An 18,338-nucleotide genomic window follows, 5' to 3' on the forward strand; every position below is an offset into this window, starting at 1 on the left:
GCCGCGCTCAGGCCGGCGCGCGCGCCGCGAGCGTGAGCCAGGCCGGCGCGTGGCCGGTGAGCCGCAGGAACGCGTCGAGCTGCGGCCGTGCCAGCGCGAGCGTCGCGCCGCTGTCGAGCGGATGGAACAGGAACACCGGTTCGTCGGCAAGCTCCGCGTCGATCACGAGCCGCACTTGCCGCTCGCTGTCGTTGACGAGCGCGAGCGGGCTCAGCGAGCCCGGCTTCACGCCGAGCAGCGCATCGAGCCGCTCGGGCGAGGCGAACGACAGGCGCCTGCTGCCGAACGCGTCCGCGGCGGCGGCCAGGTCGAGCGACTTGTGCGAGCGGGTCACCACCAGCCAGGTGTTGCCCGGCTTGTCGCGCAGCAGCAGGTTCTTGCAGCGCGCGCCCGCCAGCGTCAGCGCGAGCGTGTCCGATTCCGCCATGTTGTGGACCGGCGCGTGCTGCTCGGCCTCGAAGTCGATGGCATGGCGGCGCAGCAGCGCGAGCAATGCGTCCTTGTCGATCATGTTCCGTTTCGTTTCGTTGGGTCCGGCGGGCCGCTGGAATGGTCACGTCGTGGCCGGCCCGGCGGGCCGGCCCGGCGATCCGCCGCGCGGCCTGTTTCAGCGCGCCGTCGCGTCGAACACCGGATGCGAGGCCCGCTCGATCGCCGCGACGGTGTCGGCGCGCGTCATCAGCCCCGACTCGTCGAGGATCGTCGCGAGCGGCCGGCCTTCGGCCACCGACTGCCGCGCGAGCTGGCTGACGCGAGCATAGCCAAGCTCGGGAACCAGCGCCGTGGCCACCGCCATCGACGCCATCAGGTGCCGCTCGTTGCGCGCCGCGTCGGCGGTGAGGCCGGCCACGCACTTGCGCGTGAAGCGGCCCACGCCGTGCGTCAGCGGCATGATGCTGTCGAACACGCGCGAGGCCACCACCGGCTCGAAGTGATTGATTTCGAGCTCGCCGTACTGTACCGCCTGGGCCACCGCCACGTCGTTGCCGATCACGGCGAAGCTGAGCTGGATCATCGCCATCGGCAGCACCGGGTTGACCTTGCCGGGCATGATCGACGAGCCGGCCTGCGCCTCGGGCAGGCGCAGTTCGCCGAGCCCGCCCACCGGCCCCGACGACAGCACGGTCAGGTCCGAGGCCAGCTTCGCGAGCGTGGCCGCGCAGGTGCGCAGCTCGCCGGACACGCGCGCGAACACGTCGAGGTTCTGCATCGCGTCGAATGAATCGGCCGGCGCGGCGTAGGCCACGCCGCTGATTTCCCACAGGTGCCGGTACACGGCCGCGCGATAGCCGGCCGGCGCGCCGAAGCCGGTGGCGATCGCGGTGCCGCCGAGCGGCAGCGTGCGCAGCTTGTCGCGCACCGCCGTCAGCTCCGCGGCCAGCCGCGCGACCAGCGAGGCGTAGCCGCCGAACAGCTGCCCGAGCCGCATCGGCTGCGCGTCCTGCAGGCAGGTGCGGCCCAGGTGCAGCACGTCGGCGAATTCGGCGGCCTTGCCGCGCAGCGCGGCGCCCAGCGCGTCCAGCCCGGCACCGGGCGAGGCTTTCTCAGACCACGAAGCCCGCGCCGCGCCGCGTGACGCCGGCCTCGTGGTGGCATCACGCGGCGCGTGACATCAGATGTTGAACGCGAACGGGCTCGGATCCTCGGTGTGTTGGGCGGCCGCCTGTTCGGCCACCTGCAGGCGCTGAAGCGAACCCGGATCGGTCAGGCCGTAGCGATGGGCGACGAGGTCGGCCGGCTCGCCGAAGCTCACGTCCATTTCCGCGCGCGCCATGATGAAGCCGAACGACGATTGCTGGAGCTGCGGGTTCTGCGGCTGCGCCATGCGCCAGCTGTTGACGGTATGCATCAGCGAATCCGCCTGGGACCGGTATTGCTGCTCGGAAATATGGCCGTGATGCGCGGCCTCGCCGAGCTGCCCGATCAACTGATGCGCCTCGTCGACGCTGCGCGGCTGCCGGAACAGTGCCGACACGTTGGGTTGCATGACGGCCGGCGCGGTGCGGATCCGCGAGCCGTCCGCGCGCGGCTGGCGCCGTGCGAGGTTCTGCAGTGGCCCGGCGCCTTGCGGCTGGGCGGAAGCGCCGTGGGAGGTCGCGGCCGGATACTGGCTCTGCAGGCTGGATTGCTGCGGGTACGACGCGTAGGACTGGCCGACGGGGGCGTTGTTGCGAATGTTGCTCGACATGGAATTCCTCGATTCATGAGATGCCACCGGGCCGGCGAGCGGCCCGATGCGTTGCCGGTTGCCGAAGTCCCGGCCGCCGCCGGCGGGCCGCGCGGAACTTCACGGTCAGTGTCGTCGCTGGTGGAAATCGGGGTATTCCCCGAATGCGAAGTTTTCGTCTCGATGGCGAACTTCATTTCGATATCGGCTTCGATACACGGGACCGAAACGATCGCTTCGCTTCGCGCCGGCCGGCGCGCGAACCGGGTGGTCATCCCGGCCTCGGCCACCGACCTGCACGGCTGGCGCGCCGCGTTCCGGGTGCTGGTGGCGATGATCCTGGCGGGCGGCGCCTGCGTCCGGCTGCTGCCGCCGCGCGCGCGTTACTTCGAGCGCCAGCGCCGGATCGACCCGGGCCTGCTCGCGATGGCGCGACATCCGAGGAATCCGCGGCTGATGGCGATCTACGCGTGTGCCTTCAACCTGTTCGTGTTCGTCAGCGCGTTTACCCACATCACGTTCGAGCTGGTCCAGCCGCCGTTCGGGCCCGGTCGCGCCGCGCTCGGCCTGATGTTCCTGCCGAACCTGTTCGGTGCCGTGGCCAATCCGTTCGCGGGACGCTGGATGGGCCGCGTCGGCTATCGCACCGGCCTGATCGCCGCGCTCGCGATCGACACGCTCGGCCTCCTGCTGACGCGGGTGCCGAACCTGGTGGTCGCGCTCATCGGCGTGTTCGTCGCGCAGACGGCCGCCACCGGGCGGATGGGCGTTGTGGCCGGCAAGGCGAAATCGTCGGCGGCGGGCGTCTAGGTCTGCTGCTACGACGCGCGCGGCAGCGTCGGCGCGTTCGTGCCGGGCTTCGCCTGCGCGGCGGGCGGCTGGCCGGGCTGCGTGGCGCTGATCCTCGCCGTGAAGCTCGTCAGCGCCGTGATCGGCATGCGCCACATCAATGCGGTGGCGCGGGATGAGGCGCATGCAGTCGTGCGCGCGGCGGCCGGCGGGCGGATGGGCACCGATGCGCGGCGGGTTTGACGGGTGGAACGGGCGTGACGGGATCGAGAGACGATGCGCAGCGTCGGAGAGGTCGGCGCGAGATCATGCCGGCCACATCGAGCTCCTCATGGCGAATGGCCCGCGGTGCTGTCGCGCCGCGGGCCATTCGTGCCGCTTAGGGATTGCCGGGAATCGGCTCAGCCGGCGGGCGCCGGCTCGCCCGGCACGGAGGCCGGCTGTGACGCCGCCTGCGCCGCCTCGGCCGCCTTCGTCACCCCGTTGAGATCCTCGCTCGACCAGCCGCCGCCGAGCGCGCGCACCAGCTGCACGTTCGCGACCAGCTGGCGGGTCTGGATGTCGAGCGCGCTGCGCTGCGTGGCGAGCGCCGTGGTCTGCGCCTGCACCACGTCGAGGTAGCTCGAGATGCCGCGCTGATAGCGCGTCAGCGCGAGGTTCTCGGCGCGCTGCGCGGCGTCGGCCGATTCGCGTTCCTGGTCCAGCGCGGTGCCGAGGTCGCGCAGCAGCGTGAGGTTGTCCTCGACCTGCTGGAACGCCGCGAGCGCGACGCCGCGATAGCGCGCGGCGGCCTCGTCGGTGGCGGCCTTCACGGCGTTCAACTGGGCGCGGCGCAGCCCGCCGTCGAAGATGTACTGCGCGAGCGCCGGCCCGACCGACCAGAAGAAGTTCGGCGCGCTGAAGAAGTTCGTGTAGTTCGAACTCTGCAGCCCGCCTTGCGCGCTCAACGTGATCTGCGGGAAGTAGGCCGCGCGCGCCACGCCGATCCTCGCGTTCGATTCGGCCACGCGCCGCTCGGCCGCCGCGATGTCGGGGCGCCGCTGCAACAGCGCGGACGGCACGCCCACCGGCACCGGCGGCAGCGCGATGTCGGCCACCGACGGCGCGACCTGGAAGTCCGACGCGGACGCGCCGACCAGCACCGCGATCGCATGCTCGTCGAGCGCGCGCTGCGCGACGTTCTGCGAGAGCTGCGATTTCGCGTCGGCCAGCAGCGAGGTGGCGCGCGTGACGTCGAGTCCCGACACCGCGCCGGCGTCGTGCAGCCGCTGCGTGAGCTGCAGCGCGCGCTGGTAGGCGGCCACGGTGTCCTGCAGCAGCTTGGTCTGGCGGTCCAGGCCGCGCAGCTGCACGTAGGTCTGCGCGAGCTGCGCCTCGAGGCTCAGCTGCACCGAGGCGAGATCGGCCTGGGTGGCCTGCGCCTCGTATTTCGCCGCGGCCACGGTGTCGCGCACGCGGCCCCACAGGTCGAGTTCGTAATCGATCTCGCCGCCGAGCGTGACCGAGTTGTAGTCGTTCGGGCTGCCGGCGCCGCGCAGCGGCCGCGTGTCGGACTGGCGGTTGCGCAGCGGCTGGGCGTTGGCCGACACGCGCGGCAGTTCGGCCGCGCTCTGCTGCGCGACGAACGCACGGGCCTGCGCGTAGTGCGAGAGCGCGGCGGCCAGGTCCGCGTTGTTGGCGACGAGGCGCGTCTCCAGCGCGTCGAGCGCGGGCTCCCGGTAGGCCTGCCACCAGGCGTCGCGCGCGATCCGGTCGGACGGCGTGGCGGGCGCCCACGGGCCGACGCCGTGATAGGCCGCGGCGGCCTGCACCGGCGGCACGTGGTAGTCGGGCGCGAGCGAGCAGCCGGCCAGCGCCAGCGCGAGCGCGCTCGCGAGCAGCGCGCGGCGGAGGGTCGGCGCGCTCATGAGGCGGCCTTCTGCGCGCCGGACGCGCCACCGGGCGCGGCCCCCGGCGCGGCCTTGCCGGCGGCGGCCACGCGCACCGGGTCGCCGTCGGCAAGGCCGTCGGGCGGCGTTTCCACCACGCGCTCGCCGGTGTTCGGGCCGCCGGCGATCTCGACCTGCGCGCCGAGATCGCGCGTGATCGTCACGGGGCGATAGTGGACGTGGCCGTCGGTGCCCACCGTCAGCACGCGCGTGCCCTTCGCGTCGAACACGATCGCGCTGGCCGGCACGCGCAGCGTGTCGGCCGAGGCCGGCAGCGCGAAGCCGAGGTTCGCGAAGCCGCCGGGCAGCAGCGCGCCCGACGCGTTGTCGACCACCAGCTGCACCAGCGTCGTGCCCGACTGCGGGTTGACCGCGCCGGAGGCCGCCACCACCTTCGCCTCGAACTTGCGGCCCGGGTATTCCGGCACGGTCAGCGAGGCGGTGGTGCCGGGACGCACGCTCGGCGCGTAGTTCTGCGGCACCTGCACGTAGACGCGCAGCTTCGTCACGTCGGACACCGTGAACAGCTCCTCGCCGCTCGAGCCGCCCGCGTTGACGAGCGCGCCCACGTCGGTGCGGCGCGCCGTGACCACGCCGTCGAATGGCGCCACCAGCCGCGCGAAGCCCTTCTGCGCGACGAGCCGGTTGACGTTGGCCTGCGCCGCGTCCACCGCGGCGCGGCGGGCCGCGTAGTCGCTGGTGCGCTGGTCGACGTCCTGCTTCGACACCGCGTCGGAGTTCTGCAGCGACTGCCAGCGCTGCGCGGTGATCTCGGCGAGCTTCGCGTTGGTGCGCGCGCTTTCGAGGTCGGCGCGTGCCTGCAGCAGCTGCTGGTCGATCTCGGGCGTCTCGATCACGCCGAGTTCCTGGCCGGCCTTCACGCGTGCGCCGATGTCGTACCGCCACGACTTCAGGTAGCCGCTCACGCGCGCGAGGATCGGCGCGCTCGACCAGGCTTCGAGCCGGCCGGGCAGGTTCAGCGCGGGGCCGGCGCCGGCGCGCGTGGCGGTGATCACGGCCACGGTCGGGATCGAGTTCGAATCGGTCCAGGCGCGAACGCTCGAGGTATCGTGGGCGCGCACGGCGATGCCGGCGGCCACGATCGCCACGGCGATCACGATGCCCGTCAGGCCGGCGAGCCGCAGCCGGCGTCGGGAGGCGCCTTGCGCACGGGTGACTTCAGACGACATGACCAGATCCTTGCTGAGTGAGGTCGGAGGAGGGCGCCCGGCGCGGGCGCGAATGAATCATGCAGAACACGGCGGGCACCAGGAACAGCGTGGCGGTGGTCGCGAAGACCAGGCCGCCGATCACGGCGCGCCCGAGCGGGGCGTTCTGCTCGCCGCCCTCGCCGAGGCCGAGCGCCATCGGCGCCATGCCGATGATCATCGACAGCGCCGTCATCAGCACCGGCCGGAACCGCGTGAAGCCGCCTTCGAGCGCGGCGCGCATCACGTCGCCGTGCTGCGCGAGCGACTCGCGGCAGAAGCTGACCACCAGGATCGAGTTCGCGGTGGCCACCCCCATGCACATGATCGCGCCGGTCAGCGCGGGCACCGACATGGTGGTGTGGGTCGCGAACAGCATCCAGACGATGCCGGCCAGCGCGGCGGGCAGCGCGGTGACGATCACGAACGGATCGGACCACGACTGGAAGTTCACCACGATCAGCAGGTAGATCAGCACCACCGCGCCGAGCAGGCCGAACAGCATGCCGCCGAACGCGTTGTTCATGGTCTGCACCTGGCCGAGCAGCGACACCGAGGCGCCGCGCGGCAGCGTCGAGGCGTGCGCGGCGACGATCCGGTTGATGTCGCGCGAGACCGCGCCGAGATCGCGGTCCTGGGTGGTCGCGAAGATCTCCACCATCGGCTGGATGTTGTACTGGCTGATCACCGAGTGGATGTTCTGGCGGCGGATGGTGGCGAGTCCGCCGAGGATCTGGCCGCCGCTGCCGGTCGCGTTCACGCCGGTGGCCGACACCGGCAGGTTCTGCAGCGCCGCGAGCGAATCGAGGTTGTACTGCGGGGTCTGCATCACGATCGGGTAGGACACGCCGTTGGCCGGGTTCAGCCAGTAGGTCGGCGCGACCTGGCTGGAGCCGGCCAGGTTCACCACCAGGCTGTTGGTGACGTCGCGTTCGGTGATGCCGAGCAGTTGCGCGCGGGTGCGGTCGACGTCCACCGAGAACGCCGGATTCTGCGCCGACTGCTGCAGCCGCGCGTCCGCCACGCCCGGCACGCGGCGGATCTCGCGCAGCAGCGTGTCGGCGTAGGCGAAGTTCGCGGCCAGGTTGTTGCCGCGCACCTGCAGGTCGATCGGAGCGGGCGCGCCGAAGTTCAGGATCTGGCTGATGATGTCGGCGGGCGGGAACGAGAACGTCACGCCCGGGAATTCGCGCGGCAGCACCTCGCGCATCTTGCGCACGTAGTCGGCGGTGGGCGCGTGGCCCTCGTTGAGCGTGATCTGGATGTCGCCGTCCTGCGAGCCGATGGTGCCGGTGTTGTTGTAGGCGGTGTTGATGCCGCTGACCGACAGGCCCATGTTGTCGACCATCGCGCCGAGCTCGGCGGCCGGCACGATGCGGCGGACCGCGCGCTGCACGTCGGCGAGGATCTCGGCGGTGCGCTCCACGCGCGTGCCCACCGGCGCGCGCACGTGCATCACGATCTGGCCGGCGTCCACCGACGGGAAGAAGTTCTGGCCCAGCAGCGGCACCAGCGCGAACGACAGCAGCACGCAGCCGAAGAACACCGAGACGAACGGCCGGCGGTTGGCGAGCGCCAGCTCGAGCAGGCCGCGATAGCGCGCGCGCACGGCTTCGAAGCGCGCCTCGAAGGCGCGCTGGAAGCGCACCAGCGGGTTGCGGCTGGCCGGCTTCGCGGCGGGCTCGCCATGGCCGTCGTGGCCGTCGCCGCCGGCGTGGAGGTGCGGTTTGAGCAGGTACTTCGCCATGGTCGGCACCAGCGTGCGCGACAGGATGAACGACGAGATCATCGCGAACATCACGGCCTCGGCCATCGGCACGAACAGGAAGCGCGCGATGCCGTTCAGGAAGAACATCGGCACGAACACGATGCAGATGCAGAGCAGCGAGACGAAGGCCGGCGTGACGATCTGCGCGGCGCCGTCGAGGATCGCCTCCTCCACCTGCTTGCCCTGTTCCAGGTGCCAGTTGATGTTCTCGATCGTCACGGTGGCGTCGTCCACCAGGATCCCCACCGCGAGCGCGAGGCCGCCCAGCGTCATGATGTTGAGCGTCTCGCCGAGCGCCGAGAGCGTGATGATCGAACCGAGCACCGCGAGCGGGATCGAGGTGGCGATGATCAGCGTGGAGCGCCAGCTGCCGAGGAACAGCAGGATCATCAGGCTGGTCAGCACGGCGGCGATCACGCCCTCGCGCGCTACGCCGCTGATCGCGGCCGTCACGAACAGCGACTGGTCGCCGATCGGATCGATGCGCAGCGCGTCGGGCCAGCCCGCCTTGCCGGCGGCCACCCGGTCCTTGATGCCGGCGATGATCGCGAGCGTCGAGGCCGCGCCGTTCTTCAGCACCGTCAGCAGCACCGAGCGGCTGCCGTTGACGTGGACGATGTTGGTCTGCGGCGCGCTGCCGTCGTGGACGTTCGCGATGTCGTGCATGTAGATCGTCGTGCCGTTCACCGCCTTGACCGGCAGGTTGGCGAGATCGCGGATGTCGTCGGGCGCGTCGTTGAGGTTCAGCGTGTATTCGAAGTTGCCGATCTTCTGCGTGCCGACCGGCGTGAGCAGGTTCTGGCCGGCCAGCGCGTTGGCCACGTCCTGCGCCGACAGCCCGCGCGCCTGCAGCGCGGCCGGATCCACGTCGAGCTGCACCTGGCGCGTCTTGCCGCCGAACGGGTAGGGGATCGCCGCGCCCGGCACCGACACCAGCGACGGCCGGATGATGTTGGTGCCGAGGTCGGCCAGGTTCTGTTCGGACAGGCCCTTGCCCGACAGCGCGAGCTGGATGATCGGCACCGTCGAGGCGCTGTAGTTCAGGATCAGCGGCGGCGTGGTGCCGGGCGGCAGCTGGCGCAGCAGCGTCTGCGCCACCGCCGTGACCTGCGCGTTGGCCGTATTGATGTCGACGCCGGGCTGGAAGAAGATCTTGACGATGCCGAAGCCGGCGATCGACTGCGCCTCGGTGTGCTCGATGTCGTTGACGGTGGTGGTCAGCACGCGCTCGAACGGCGACGAGATGCGGCCCACCATCTGGTCCGGCGACAGGCCCGTGTATTGCCAGATCACCGCGATCACGGGGATCCGGATGTTCGGGAAGATGTCGGTGGGCGTGCGCAGCGCCGCCAGCGGCCCGATGATGAGAATCAGGATTGCGAGTACGACGAACGTGTACGGTCTTCGCAAGGCAGTGCGTACTAGGCCGAGCATGGTCTTCCTGGAGAAACGATGGAGGGAAAGTCCGCGATTTCGGGCGGCGCGGCCCGGCACAACGCCGGGATACTACCGGTTCATTTTGCGCATCGCCACTCCGTTCTCCGCTTGCTGGCAGGGCTGCCAGATTCGCGTCAGCCAGGGGCGCCGGAGCGGCCGTTGCGGCCTGCCGGCAGGCGGGGCCGGCGCGGTGCGGAACGCGCACGGGCGTGTTGTCGGGCAGATGCGAACGGCGGCGTTCGCGACGCATGCCGGCGAACCTCGATGGGCGCCGTGATTCGCCGCGAGGCGTACCCGCCCGGTGACCGCGACGATGCGATTCGTCGGGACGGCGCGTGCGGTTTTTCCCGATGTTCGCCGGTGCCGCGGGTTGGTGGCGGGTGGTGCGCGCGGCGGGAAAGGCGCCAGGCGGGAGGCTGAAGGAGGAAGGGCGTGTGGCCGGCGGGTTTGCCGGCGCGGGATCGGCCGGATCGTGAGAGTCGTTGCGCGATGGTGAATCGGGCATGGATCGGCACGGGCTCCGGGACGCGCCACGCGCGGTGTCCGCCCGCTTCGACTGCCGGTTCGTCGCTCGCGTCGCTTGACCGGCGTGATGCCGGCCCGCTCGACGGCCGCCGGCCCGCCGGGTTGCCGAGCCGGCCGGCCGAAAGTCCGCTGCCGGAGGCCGGCGACACGACCTGCCGCCGGCCTTCCCCGGCTCGCTACCGCCTCAGCGCCCCTGCCCGGCCGCGAGCCGCGCGAGCGCCGCGGCCACGCCGGCACCGTAGGCCGGATCGGCCTTCGCGCAGTTGTCGACGTGGCGCTGCTTGACCACGTCGCGCGCATCGCCCATCGCGCGCGCGGTGTTGTCGAACAGCGTCTGCTGCTGGGCGGGCGTCATCATGCGGAACAGGTCGCCCGGCTGCTGGTAGTGGTCGTCGTCGACGCGGTGGTCCCAGTGCGCGGCGGCGCCGTCGATCTCGAGCGGCGGCTCGTTGAGCTGCTGCTGATCGGCCCACACGCCCTTGCTGTTCGGCCAGTACGACGGCGTGCCGCCGAGGTTGCCGTCGGTGCGCATCGCGCCGTCGCGGTGGTAGCTGTGGAACGGGCACTTCGGCGCGTTCACGGGGATGTGGTTGAAGTTCACGCCGAGCCGGTAGCGCTGCGCGTCCGCGTACGAGAACAGCCGCGCCTGCAGCATCTTGTCCGGCGAATATCCGATGCCCGGCACGATGTTGGCGGGCGAGAACGCGGCCTGCTCGGTCTCCGCGAAGAAGTTCTCCGGGTTGCGGTTCAGCTCGACCTGGCCGACCTCGATCAGCGGGAACTCGCGCTTCGACCAGACCTTCGTCAGGTCGAACGGATTGAAGCGGTGCGCCTTGGCCTGCGCATCCGTCATCACCTGGATGAACAGCGTCCAGCGCGGAAACTCGCCGCGCTCGATGCTCTCGTAGAGGTCGCGGTGATGCGTCTCGCGATCGCGGCCTACCAGCGCCTCCGCCTCGCCGTCGGTCAGGTTCTCGATGCCCTGCTGCGAGCGGAAGTGGAACTTCACCCAGCTGCGCTCGTTGGCGGCGTTCAGGAAGCTGTAGGTATGGCTGCCGAAGCCGTGCATGTGGCGGAACGTGCGCGGGATGCCGCGTTCGCTCATCACGATCGTCACCTGGTGCAGCGCCTCGGGCAGCAGCGACCAGAAATCCCAGTTGCTGTCGGCGCTGCGCAGGCCGGTGCGCGGGTCGCGCTTGATCGCGTGGTTCAGGTCGGGGAACCGCAGCGGATCGCGGAAGAAGAACACCGGCGTGTTGTTGCCGACCACGTCCCAGTTGCCTTCCTCGGTGTAGAACTTCAGCGCGAAGCCGCGGATGTCGCGTTCGGCGTCGGCCGCGCCGCGCTCGCCCGCCACCGTCGAGAAGCGCGCGAACATCGGCGTGCGCTTGCCGATCTCCGAGAACAGCCTGGCCTTCGTATAGCGCGTGACGTCGTGCGTGACCGTGAAGGTGCCGTGCGCGCCGGCACCCTTCGCATGCATGCGCCGCTCGGGGATCACCTCGCGGTCGAAGTGCGCGAGCTTCTCGATCAGCCAGACGTCCTGCAGCAGCGCCGGGCCGCGCGGGCCGGCCGTCTGGATGTTGAGGTTGTCGCTGACCGGGGCGCCGGTGGCGTGGGTCAACGGCGCGGTGGCGGTCGTCTTGTCGGACATGGACTTTCTCCTGAACGGGCGTGGGGAGGCGCGTGCCGGTCTCGGCGAGCCGGCGCGTGAGGATGCCGGCCGGCGCTCGCCTCCGCTGGGCGATCGCCGGCCTGGTTGCCGCGGCACGCAGCCGGGATCGCGGGAGCCGCGCCGGTTGCTGTGTCGCAAAACGCAATAAGTTTCCGTTTATTGATAGTTGATATCAATGTTGGCGGCACGACGATTCCTGCCATTTCACGCTGCCGACGGACATGCCGGCCGGCGCGCCCGGGCGGCTCGCGCGGGCCGGTCGTCAGGCGGCCCGACACTATCGGTCTCATTCGTTTATTAAATTTCACAGTCGGGGCGCGAACGGCGATAGTGCGGATCCACGTCAGATCCGCGAACGACTGGCGGCGAACCGCAACGCGACCTGGAGCGACATGACACCCGAATCCCGTTTCCCCGGCCGGCCCGACGGCACCCGTACCGGCACCGGCGCCGCGCCCGCGGTCCTGAGCGAGCTGCTGCGGCAGGCCGACGTGACGATCGACGGCCCGCGCGCCTGGGACATCCAGGTCCACGACGCGCAGGTCTACCGGCGCGTGTTCGCGAGCTGGTCGCTCGGGCTCGGCGAGGCCTACCTGGACGGGCAGTGGGATTGCGACCGGCTCGACGTGCTGTTCACGAAGCTGCTGCGCGCCGACCTCGACGGCGCCGCGCTGGGGCTGGCAAAGCTGCGGCTCGCCGCCGGGCATCTGCGCCACCGCCTGTTCAACCTGCAATCGGAGAGCCGCGCGTTCCAGGTGGGCGAGCAGCACTACGACGCCGGCAACGACGTGTTCGAGGCGATGCTCGATACGCGCATGATCTATTCGTGCGGCTACTGGGAACACGCCACCGATCTCGAGCAGGCGCAGATCGACAAGCTCGACATGCTGTGCCGCAAGCTGCGGCTGCGGCCCGGCGAGACGCTGCTCGACATCGGCTGCGGCTGGGGCGGGCTCGCGAAGTTCGCGGCCGAGCGCTACGGCGCGAAGGTGACCGGCGTGACCGTCTCGAAGGAGCAGCTCGCGCTCGCGCAGGAACGCTGCCGCGGGCTGCCCGTCACGCTGTTGCTGCGCGACTACCGCGAGCTGCGGGGCCGCTTCGACAAGATCGTCTCGGTGGGCATGTTCGAGCACGTCGGGCCGAAGAACTACGCGACCTACTTCGACACCGCGAAGCGCCTGCTCGCGCCCGAGGGCGTGTTCGTGCTGCACTCGATCGGGATCGCCACCGAGGCGGCCGGCACCGATCCGTGGATCGACCGCTACGTGTTCCCGAACGGCAAGCTGCCGTCGGCGCGGCAGATCGTCGAGGCCGTGGACGGGCGCTTCATCATCGAGGACTGGCACAACTTCGGCCCCGACTACGACCGCACGCTGATGGCCTGGTGGGACCGCTTCGAGGCCGCGTGGCCGGCGCTGCAGGCGCGCTATGGCCAGCGTTTCTACCGCATGTGGAAATACTATCTGCTCTGCTGCGCGGGCTTCTTCCGCTCGCGGCAGGGCCAGCTCTGGCAGCTCGTGCTGACCCATCCCGAGCGCTCGGAGACCTACCGCTCGGTGCGGCTGGGCGGCGGCCTCGGGTGCTGAGGGCGGGCGCGCCGGCAGGGACGCCGGGCGCCGCGCGTTCGCGTGGACGGCACACGGTTCGCGCGGCGGGCTTGTTGCTCCGCGGCGGCGCGTGGACAATCACGGCAGCGCCGCCCGGGCCGCCGGGCGCGCCGTACCGTTTCCTGCCGGGCCAGCCTCGATGCTCCGATCCCTCGCCGTTCCCGGCGGCGCCATCCTGGCCTGCCTGCTGTTGCTGCCGAGCCCTCGCGCGCGCGCGGCCGATCCCGACTTCCTCTGGAACCGGCTGAGCCAGCAGTGCCTGCCGCGCTATCTCGCCGATCACGATCCCGGGCCCTGCGCGCGTGTCGATCCCGAACGCGGCTACGCGCTCTACAAGGTCGACGGCGACCGCTACCAGTATCTGCTGCTGCCGACCGTGCGCGTCACCGGCATCGAGGACGCGCGCCTGCAGGCGCCCGACGTGCCGGACTATTTCCAGTTCGCGTGGCAGGCGCGCGCGCGGGTGCGCGAGCGGCTCGGCCGGCCGCTGCCGGACACCGACGTGGCGCTGACCGTCAACGCCGCAAACGCCCGCTCGCAGAACCAGCTGCACATCCACGTCTCGTGCCTCGCGCCGGCCGCGCGCGCGGTGCTGGGCCGGCTCGACGCGACGCGGCTCGGCGACGGCTGGTTCACGCTGCCCGAGCCGCTCGCGGGGCGTCGCTACGAAGCGAGGAAGCTGAGCGCGGCGCAGCTGGCGGCGACCAACCTGTTCGCGCTGGTGGGCGAGCACGTCGCCGCCGGGCACCGGCGGCTCGCCTACACCGGCATCGCGCTCGTCAATCTCGCGCCCGACACGTTCCTCGTGCTCGAGGCGACGGGCGGCTTCTGGCGCGGCGTGCCGGCCGAGGAGATCCAGGACCACGCCTGCCGCATCGCGCAGTGAGCGCAGCGGGCCGTGACAACCCGTGACAACCCGCGTTTCCTGGCGTCAACGAAAACGAGGACGACGGCAGCGCCGTCGTCCTCGTCCCGCTGCCGCGCACCGAGCGCTTACTGCCCGTCGCCGACCAGCCCGGTGCGCTCCTGCGCGCCCCAGCGCTGGTTGCCGCGCAGGAAGTGGACCCAGCCGAGCGCGGCGCCCGCGTGGCGCAGCACCTGGAAGCTGAACGGTTCGAGCACCGAGGCCACCAACGCGATCGCGAGGCTCGAATGCTCGCGGCTGCCGGTCCAGCGGCGGTACAGGTGGATCGACCAGAGGTGGAACGCGAAGTCGATCGCGATCTTCGCCGCGATCACGCCCGAGATCGACAGCGCGACGTGGAACCGGTGCTGGCAGAGGAACAGCATCAGCAGCACGATCGCGGTGAGGCCGTAGATCGGCTGCAGGGTGTCGAGCGCCTTGACCGGCAGCATCAGCAGGCCGAGCTGGCCGTAGCGGCGGTTGCCGGTCATGTCGCGGTTCCAGTACTGCGTCTGCAGGAAGCCCGCGAACCAGCGGCGGCGCTGGCGCAGGAAGCTGCGCAGCGTGCCGGGCGCGTCGGTGCGCGCGTGGGCGTCGCCGATCACGCGCACGTTCCAGGTCTCGCCGTTCTCCACCGCGTAGCGGCGCAGCCGGTGGATCAGCTCGTAATCCTCCACCAGGCAGGCGCCGTCGAAGCCGCCCACCTTCAGCAGCGCGTCGCGCCGGAAGCAGGCGAACGCGCCCGAGATCAGCAGCAGGCTGTCGGCGCGCATCCAGGCGAAGCGCGAGATGAAGTTGCGGATGTATTCGTAGGTCTGGAACCACTGGAAGAAGCGGCCCGACAGGTCGCGCGCACAGATCGGCGTGAGGATCCCGGTGGCGGCCACCAGCGCCGGCTCGGCCGCGAACGCGCGGCGCATCGCGGCGCAGGCGTCGGGCGCGAGCCGCGTGTCGGCGTCCACGGTCAGCACCGCGTCGGTGTCGAGATGGATCAGCGCGGCGTTGAGCGCGGCCGCCTTGCCGCCGTGCGGCACGCGCAGCCAGCGCAGGTTCGGATGGCGCGTGCTGGGCGCGCTCAGCTCGCCGTCGGGCGCCTGCACGAGGCCGTACTGGGCGGTCAGCACCTCGATGGTGGCGTCGGTCGAGCCGTCGTCGGCGAACACGATCTGCTGCAGCGGCTCGGTCTGCCCGAACAGGCCGTCGAGCGTGACCTTGATCACGCTCGCCTCGTTGTAGGCGGCCACCACCACGCCGAGCGACGGCCGGCGCGCGCCGGGCGCGGGGGCGGCCGGCGCGTGGACGCGCGCGAGCGGCCCGGCGAGCGGCAGGATCTTGATGGCCACGAACGTGAGCAGCAGCGTGTCGTAGATCACGTAGGCGATGCCCACCGACCACGACACGAGGCCCGGCGCCAGCGCGCGCGTGAACAGCGCGATCCAGAGCAGCAGCGCGCCGCCGTGGATCAGCCGGCTCGCGAGCGGCGTATCGCGCGGCGTGAGGCGCGGCGACAGGCGCGTGCGGGCCAGGTCGAGCGCGTCGCGCGCGGCGGCCGTGACGGCATTGGCGCCGCTCGCGGCGAGGCGGCGCGGCAGGTGGCGCGGATGGCCCATGCGAGGCTCCCGGTTCGAGGTGGACGAGGTGGTGCTCACGGCAGCATGCGGCGCAGGACCGATTCGCGATCGAACAGCTCGTGCTTGAGCGCGCCGAGGATGTGCATCGCCAGCACCGCGTAGAGCGCGTAGGCGCCCCAGGTGTGGAACTCGCCGAACAGCGTGTGCAGGTGTTCCTTCAGGTCCGGCGGCAGGCTCGTGATGAAGCCGAGGCGGAACCAGGGCACCAGGTAGTAGAGCGACATCGGATGCGTGGCCGCGTCCTTCCAGGCCGAGTCGTGCAGCCAGCCCGTGATCGGCATCGCGAACATCAGCACGTAGAGCAGGATGTGGGCGACGTGCGCGGCACGCAGCTCCCAGCGGCGGAACCAGCCCGGCAGCGCGGGCGGGCGATGCGTCGCGCGCCACAGCAGACGCAGGATCGCGAGGCCCAGCACGGTGATGCCGATCGACTTGTGGATGTCGATCGCCGGGCGCACCCAGCCGTCCGGCATCGAATCGGCGGACAGCACGATCGCCACGTTGCAGAGGATGCCGAGCGCGATCAGCCAGTGCAGCACCATGGCGGTTCGCGTGTAGCGCATGACGGGGCGGACCGTGGCATCGGTCGGGCTGGCGGGGGACGGGGCGCGTGAATTCATGTCGATCTTCTTCGGGTCGTGATGGTGCGTCGTCGGTCGATGGTCGGTCGATGGTCGGTCGGGTTCGGGGCAACAGTGCAACGGTGCGATGCGGGCAAGCGGTGTGGCGACGGACGCGTCAGCCCGGTGCCCGGGAACGGGAACGGCGCTGGATGCACCCCGGCGGGCGCCCCGGGGCGCCGCGCGCCGCGAGCTGCGGGCGCGGCGGATGCGGCCAACGGCATACATGATGCGCCGGTTGGCCCGCGCCGCGCAGAAAGCGCCGCGCCGGGCGGGCCGCGGCGACCGGGCCGGCCCGGTGGTGCGGACAGGTCGCCATGGCCGGTGTTACTGGCGGTCGGCGGCCACCTGGCCGCGGATCTCGCCGCCCGGGTTCTTCGCCGTGTGGACGTTGAAGTACCAGCGGCCGGCCAGCAGGTCGGCTTCCTGCGCCGTGCTCAGCGTGGCGTGGCCGTTGATCGGGCTCGGCAGGTCCTTCATGTCGATCGGGATCACGACGCCGGCGTTCTGGCCGACGGGCGCCGGGCCGTGGAAGTGCGCCATCGTCGCCGGGCCGGTCAGCCCCGCGTAGACGACGTGCCAGCTCAGCTGCTTCGAACCCGTGTCATACGAACCCGTCAGCTGGCCGTGGCCGTCGCTCTGCTTGGGCGGGACTTCGGCGGCGGCCGTCAGGTCGGCGTGGACGGCGAGCGTGTCGGCGCGGGCGGCGAGCGACGAGCCGAGGCCGAGGGCCAGCGTGGCGAGCAGCAGGGCGCGATGCGGAATCAGTTTCATGGCGTGGTCGGTGAGTCGGTTGCGTTGAAGGAGGGTGGCGGCCGGCGATCGTCGTCCGCTCCCTTGCATAACGCTCGCGGCACGCGGTCTATTCCATCACGGCGCCGGATTTTCCGTGCGCGAGGCCCGTGGGGCAAGGCGTTCGGGCGAGGCGGGCGCAAGGATCGTAAGGCGGGCGGCACCTGCTCGCGGTTCGCGGGGCACGCCTGGTGCGGCGGCTTGCGAGGCGACGCGGGCGGGCCGTGATGCCGGCACGACGTCGGGCAATAACGGCGCAATAACGGCGTAAAGCGGGCCGCATGAAATCAATGACGCGCAGCGGACGGCCACGCGCTCAGCCGGCGGTCGGCGCCGTGCCGTTCGCACTCGCGTCCGCGGCCGGCGCGGTGCCGAGCGACGAGAACAGCGGCTCGCCGTCCGCGTCCGCGATGCGGCGCGCGAGCAGCGCGAGATCGGCGTCGCCGGGCCGGCCGATCAGGGCATAGCGCAGCCCGGCGCTGCGCCACGTCACGACGTCCATGTGCTCGACCGTGTGCTCGGCCGCGGCCTCGTCGGGCCGGTTCTCGCGCATCACGCAGAGCGCCACCGGCGCGCCGTGTTCGGGCAGGTAGACGATCTGCGCGAGCGGCCGGTCCTGGAAGCGCAGCCGCTGCAGGCGCTTGAACGCGAGGCCGGCCGCGCGCAGGTCGGGGATCGTCAGCGCGAGGCCGTCGAGGCGGCGGATCTCGCCGAGCGTGGACGCCGTCAGGTGCGGATCGACGCTGACCGAGGCCAGCGTGTCGTGCGAATAGAGCTGCTGGTAGCCGGCCGCCGCCGCGATCCAGCCGCGCGTCGCCGGCGCGTCGGCAAGCAGGCCGTCCGCGCCGCCGAGGCCGGCGAACCCGTCGGGCGCGAGGCGCGCGATGCCGCCCCAGATGAACGCGCCGGCCACGAACGCCGCCGCGAGCCAGGCCGGCGCCACGCGCCGCCGCGCCGTGCCGCTCGAGGCGACGGCCGGGTCGATGGGATCAACCACGGGATCGTTGGCGCCGGCCGCCACCGTCACGCGCGGCATGCGGGCCGCGTGGTGCTGCGCGAGCCGCTCGATGCCGCGCGCGAGGCCGGCCGGCAGCGGCGGCAGCCGCTGGGCGGCGAACGCTTCGCGATAGGGCAGGTCGGACGCGCGCAGCAGCGCGACCTGCCCCGCCACGTCGGGCAGGCGGCGCATTGCCTGCTCGACCGTGTCGCGCTCGCGGGCCGGCAGTTCGCCGTTCACGTAAGCCAGTAGCTGGATATCGTCCGGTTTCATCAATCGGTGTCGTTCTA

15 protein-coding genes are annotated in these 18,338 nt (G+C 71.4%); 4 read left to right on the top strand and 11 right to left on the bottom strand.

Annotated elements, in window-relative coordinates; genetic code table 11:
• Positions 1-7: 7 nt before the first annotated feature.
• The 3 genes from bpln_RS05510 to bpln_RS36605 all read right to left on the bottom strand — a co-directional run bounded on the left by bpln_RS05510 (position 8) and on the right by bpln_RS36605 (position 2,188).
• Positions 8-511, bottom strand: coding sequence for a prolyl-tRNA synthetase associated domain-containing protein (locus bpln_RS05510; protein WP_055138273.1), 504 nt, complete (start codon positions 509-511; stop codon positions 8-10).
• 96 nt (positions 512-607) lie between these two features.
• The gene (locus tag bpln_RS05515) at positions 608-1,471 is read right to left on the bottom strand and encodes a lyase family protein (RefSeq protein ID WP_244132093.1); all 864 of its coding nucleotides are present in this window, start codon (positions 1,469-1,471) and stop codon (positions 608-610) included.
• Positions 1,472-1,612: 141 nt separating this feature from the next.
• Complete coding sequence (locus tag bpln_RS36605) at positions 1,613-2,188, bottom strand: hypothetical protein (RefSeq protein ID WP_055138274.1); 576 nt, start codon at positions 2,186-2,188, stop codon at positions 1,613-1,615.
• Between the two features lie 246 nt (positions 2,189-2,434).
• On the opposite strand from bpln_RS36605, the gene bpln_RS36610 reads away from it, so the two are divergent.
• Positions 2,435-2,977, top strand: coding sequence for an MFS transporter (locus tag bpln_RS36610; RefSeq protein WP_158512001.1), 543 nt, complete (start codon positions 2,435-2,437; stop codon positions 2,975-2,977).
• A gap of 81 nt (positions 2,978-3,058) precedes the next feature.
• A complete protein-coding gene (locus tag bpln_RS36615; protein WP_158336036.1) occupies positions 3,059-3,199 on the top strand; it encodes a hypothetical protein in 141 nt (46 codons plus the stop codon).
• Between the two features lie 158 nt (positions 3,200-3,357).
• Here bpln_RS36615 and bpln_RS05530 read toward each other — a convergent pair whose 3' ends face one another.
• The 4 genes from bpln_RS05530 to bpln_RS05545 form a co-directional block, all read right to left on the bottom strand.
• Complete coding sequence (locus tag bpln_RS05530) at positions 3,358-4,863, bottom strand: efflux transporter outer membrane subunit (protein WP_055138276.1); 1,506 nt, start codon at positions 4,861-4,863, stop codon at positions 3,358-3,360.
• Positions 4,860-6,074, bottom strand: a complete 1,215-nt coding sequence (locus tag bpln_RS05535; RefSeq protein WP_055138277.1) for an efflux RND transporter periplasmic adaptor subunit — start codon at positions 6,072-6,074, stop codon at positions 4,860-4,862. Before bpln_RS05535 ends, bpln_RS05530 begins: the two co-directional genes overlap by 4 nt.
• Positions 6,064-9,294, bottom strand: coding sequence for an efflux RND transporter permease subunit (locus bpln_RS05540; RefSeq protein WP_055138278.1), 3,231 nt, complete (start codon positions 9,292-9,294; stop codon positions 6,064-6,066). The genes bpln_RS05535 and bpln_RS05540 overlap by 11 nt, the downstream gene beginning before the upstream one ends.
• A 712-nt stretch (positions 9,295-10,006) precedes the next feature.
• On the bottom strand, positions 10,007-11,476 hold the full coding sequence (locus bpln_RS05545; RefSeq protein ID WP_042624341.1) for a catalase: 1,470 nt from the start codon (positions 11,474-11,476) through the stop codon (positions 10,007-10,009).
• Between the two features lie 413 nt (positions 11,477-11,889).
• Here bpln_RS05545 and cfa point away from each other — a divergent pair, with 413 nt between their 5' ends.
• Both cfa and bpln_RS05555 read left to right on the top strand, forming a co-directional pair.
• Positions 11,890-13,083, top strand: a complete 1,194-nt coding sequence (gene cfa / locus bpln_RS05550; RefSeq protein ID WP_055138279.1) for a cyclopropane fatty acyl phospholipid synthase — start codon at positions 11,890-11,892, stop codon at positions 13,081-13,083.
• Positions 13,084-13,243: 160 nt separating this feature from the next.
• On the top strand, positions 13,244-13,990 hold the full coding sequence (locus bpln_RS05555) for a CDP-diacylglycerol diphosphatase (RefSeq protein ID WP_082465192.1): 747 nt from the start codon (positions 13,244-13,246) through the stop codon (positions 13,988-13,990).
• Positions 13,991-14,097: 107 nt separating this feature from the next.
• On the opposite strand, the gene bpln_RS05560 is transcribed toward bpln_RS05555, so the two are convergent.
• The 4 genes from bpln_RS05560 to bpln_RS05575 all read right to left on the bottom strand — a co-directional run bounded on the left by bpln_RS05560 (position 14,098) and on the right by bpln_RS05575 (position 18,321).
• Positions 14,098-15,657 carry a glycosyltransferase family 2 protein gene (locus bpln_RS05560; protein WP_042624343.1) on the bottom strand — a complete coding sequence of 520 codons (1,560 nt, stop codon included), beginning with the start codon at positions 15,655-15,657 and terminating at the stop codon, positions 14,098-14,100.
• Positions 15,654-16,259 carry a cytochrome b gene (locus bpln_RS05565; RefSeq protein WP_055138280.1) on the bottom strand — a complete coding sequence of 202 codons (606 nt, stop codon included), beginning with the start codon at positions 16,257-16,259 and terminating at the stop codon, positions 15,654-15,656. Before bpln_RS05565 ends, bpln_RS05560 begins: the two co-directional genes overlap by 4 nt.
• A 327-nt stretch (positions 16,260-16,586) precedes the next feature.
• Entirely contained in the window at positions 16,587-17,033 is a 447-nt protein-coding gene (locus tag bpln_RS05570) for a CHRD domain-containing protein (RefSeq protein WP_080937093.1), read from the bottom strand.
• 334 nt (positions 17,034-17,367) lie between these two features.
• The gene (locus bpln_RS05575; RefSeq protein WP_055138281.1) at positions 17,368-18,321 is read right to left on the bottom strand and encodes an anti-sigma factor; all 954 of its coding nucleotides are present in this window, start codon (positions 18,319-18,321) and stop codon (positions 17,368-17,370) included.
• Positions 18,322-18,338: the final 17 nt, after the last annotated feature.

The organism is Burkholderia plantarii (genome assembly GCF_001411805.1).
GTDB classification, from domain to species: domain Bacteria; phylum Pseudomonadota; class Gammaproteobacteria; order Burkholderiales; family Burkholderiaceae; genus Burkholderia; species Burkholderia plantarii.

What these genes read in the sequence shown, in the direction of transcription:
- bpln_RS05510 (WP_055138273.1), bottom strand. Translation starts at nt 511, where the DNA reads ATGATCGACAAGGACGCATTGCTCGCGCTGCTGCGCCGCCATGCCATC.
- bpln_RS36605 (WP_055138274.1), bottom strand. Translation starts at nt 2,188, where the DNA reads ATGTCGAGCAACATTCGCAACAACGCCCCCGTCGGCCAGTCCTACGCG.
- bpln_RS05530 (WP_055138276.1), bottom strand. Translation starts at nt 4,863, where the DNA reads ATGAGCGCGCCGACCCTCCGCCGCGCGCTGCTCGCGAGCGCGCTCGCG.
- bpln_RS05535 (WP_055138277.1), bottom strand. Translation starts at nt 6,074, where the DNA reads ATGTCGTCTGAAGTCACCCGTGCGCAAGGCGCCTCCCGACGCCGGCTG.
- bpln_RS05540 (WP_055138278.1), bottom strand. Translation starts at nt 9,294, where the DNA reads ATGCTCGGCCTAGTACGCACTGCCTTGCGAAGACCGTACACGTTCGTC.
- bpln_RS05545 (WP_042624341.1), bottom strand. Translation starts at nt 11,476, where the DNA reads ATGTCCGACAAGACGACCGCCACCGCGCCGTTGACCCACGCCACCGGC.
- cfa (WP_055138279.1), top strand. Translation starts at nt 11,890, where the DNA reads ATGACACCCGAATCCCGTTTCCCCGGCCGGCCCGACGGCACCCGTACC.
- bpln_RS05555 (WP_082465192.1), top strand. Translation starts at nt 13,244, where the DNA reads ATGCTCCGATCCCTCGCCGTTCCCGGCGGCGCCATCCTGGCCTGCCTG.
- bpln_RS05565 (WP_055138280.1), bottom strand. Translation starts at nt 16,259, where the DNA reads ATGAATTCACGCGCCCCGTCCCCCGCCAGCCCGACCGATGCCACGGTC.
- bpln_RS05570 (WP_080937093.1), bottom strand. Translation starts at nt 17,033, where the DNA reads ATGAAACTGATTCCGCATCGCGCCCTGCTGCTCGCCACGCTGGCCCTC.
- bpln_RS05575 (WP_055138281.1), bottom strand. Translation starts at nt 18,321, where the DNA reads ATGAAACCGGACGATATCCAGCTACTGGCTTACGTGAACGGCGAACTG.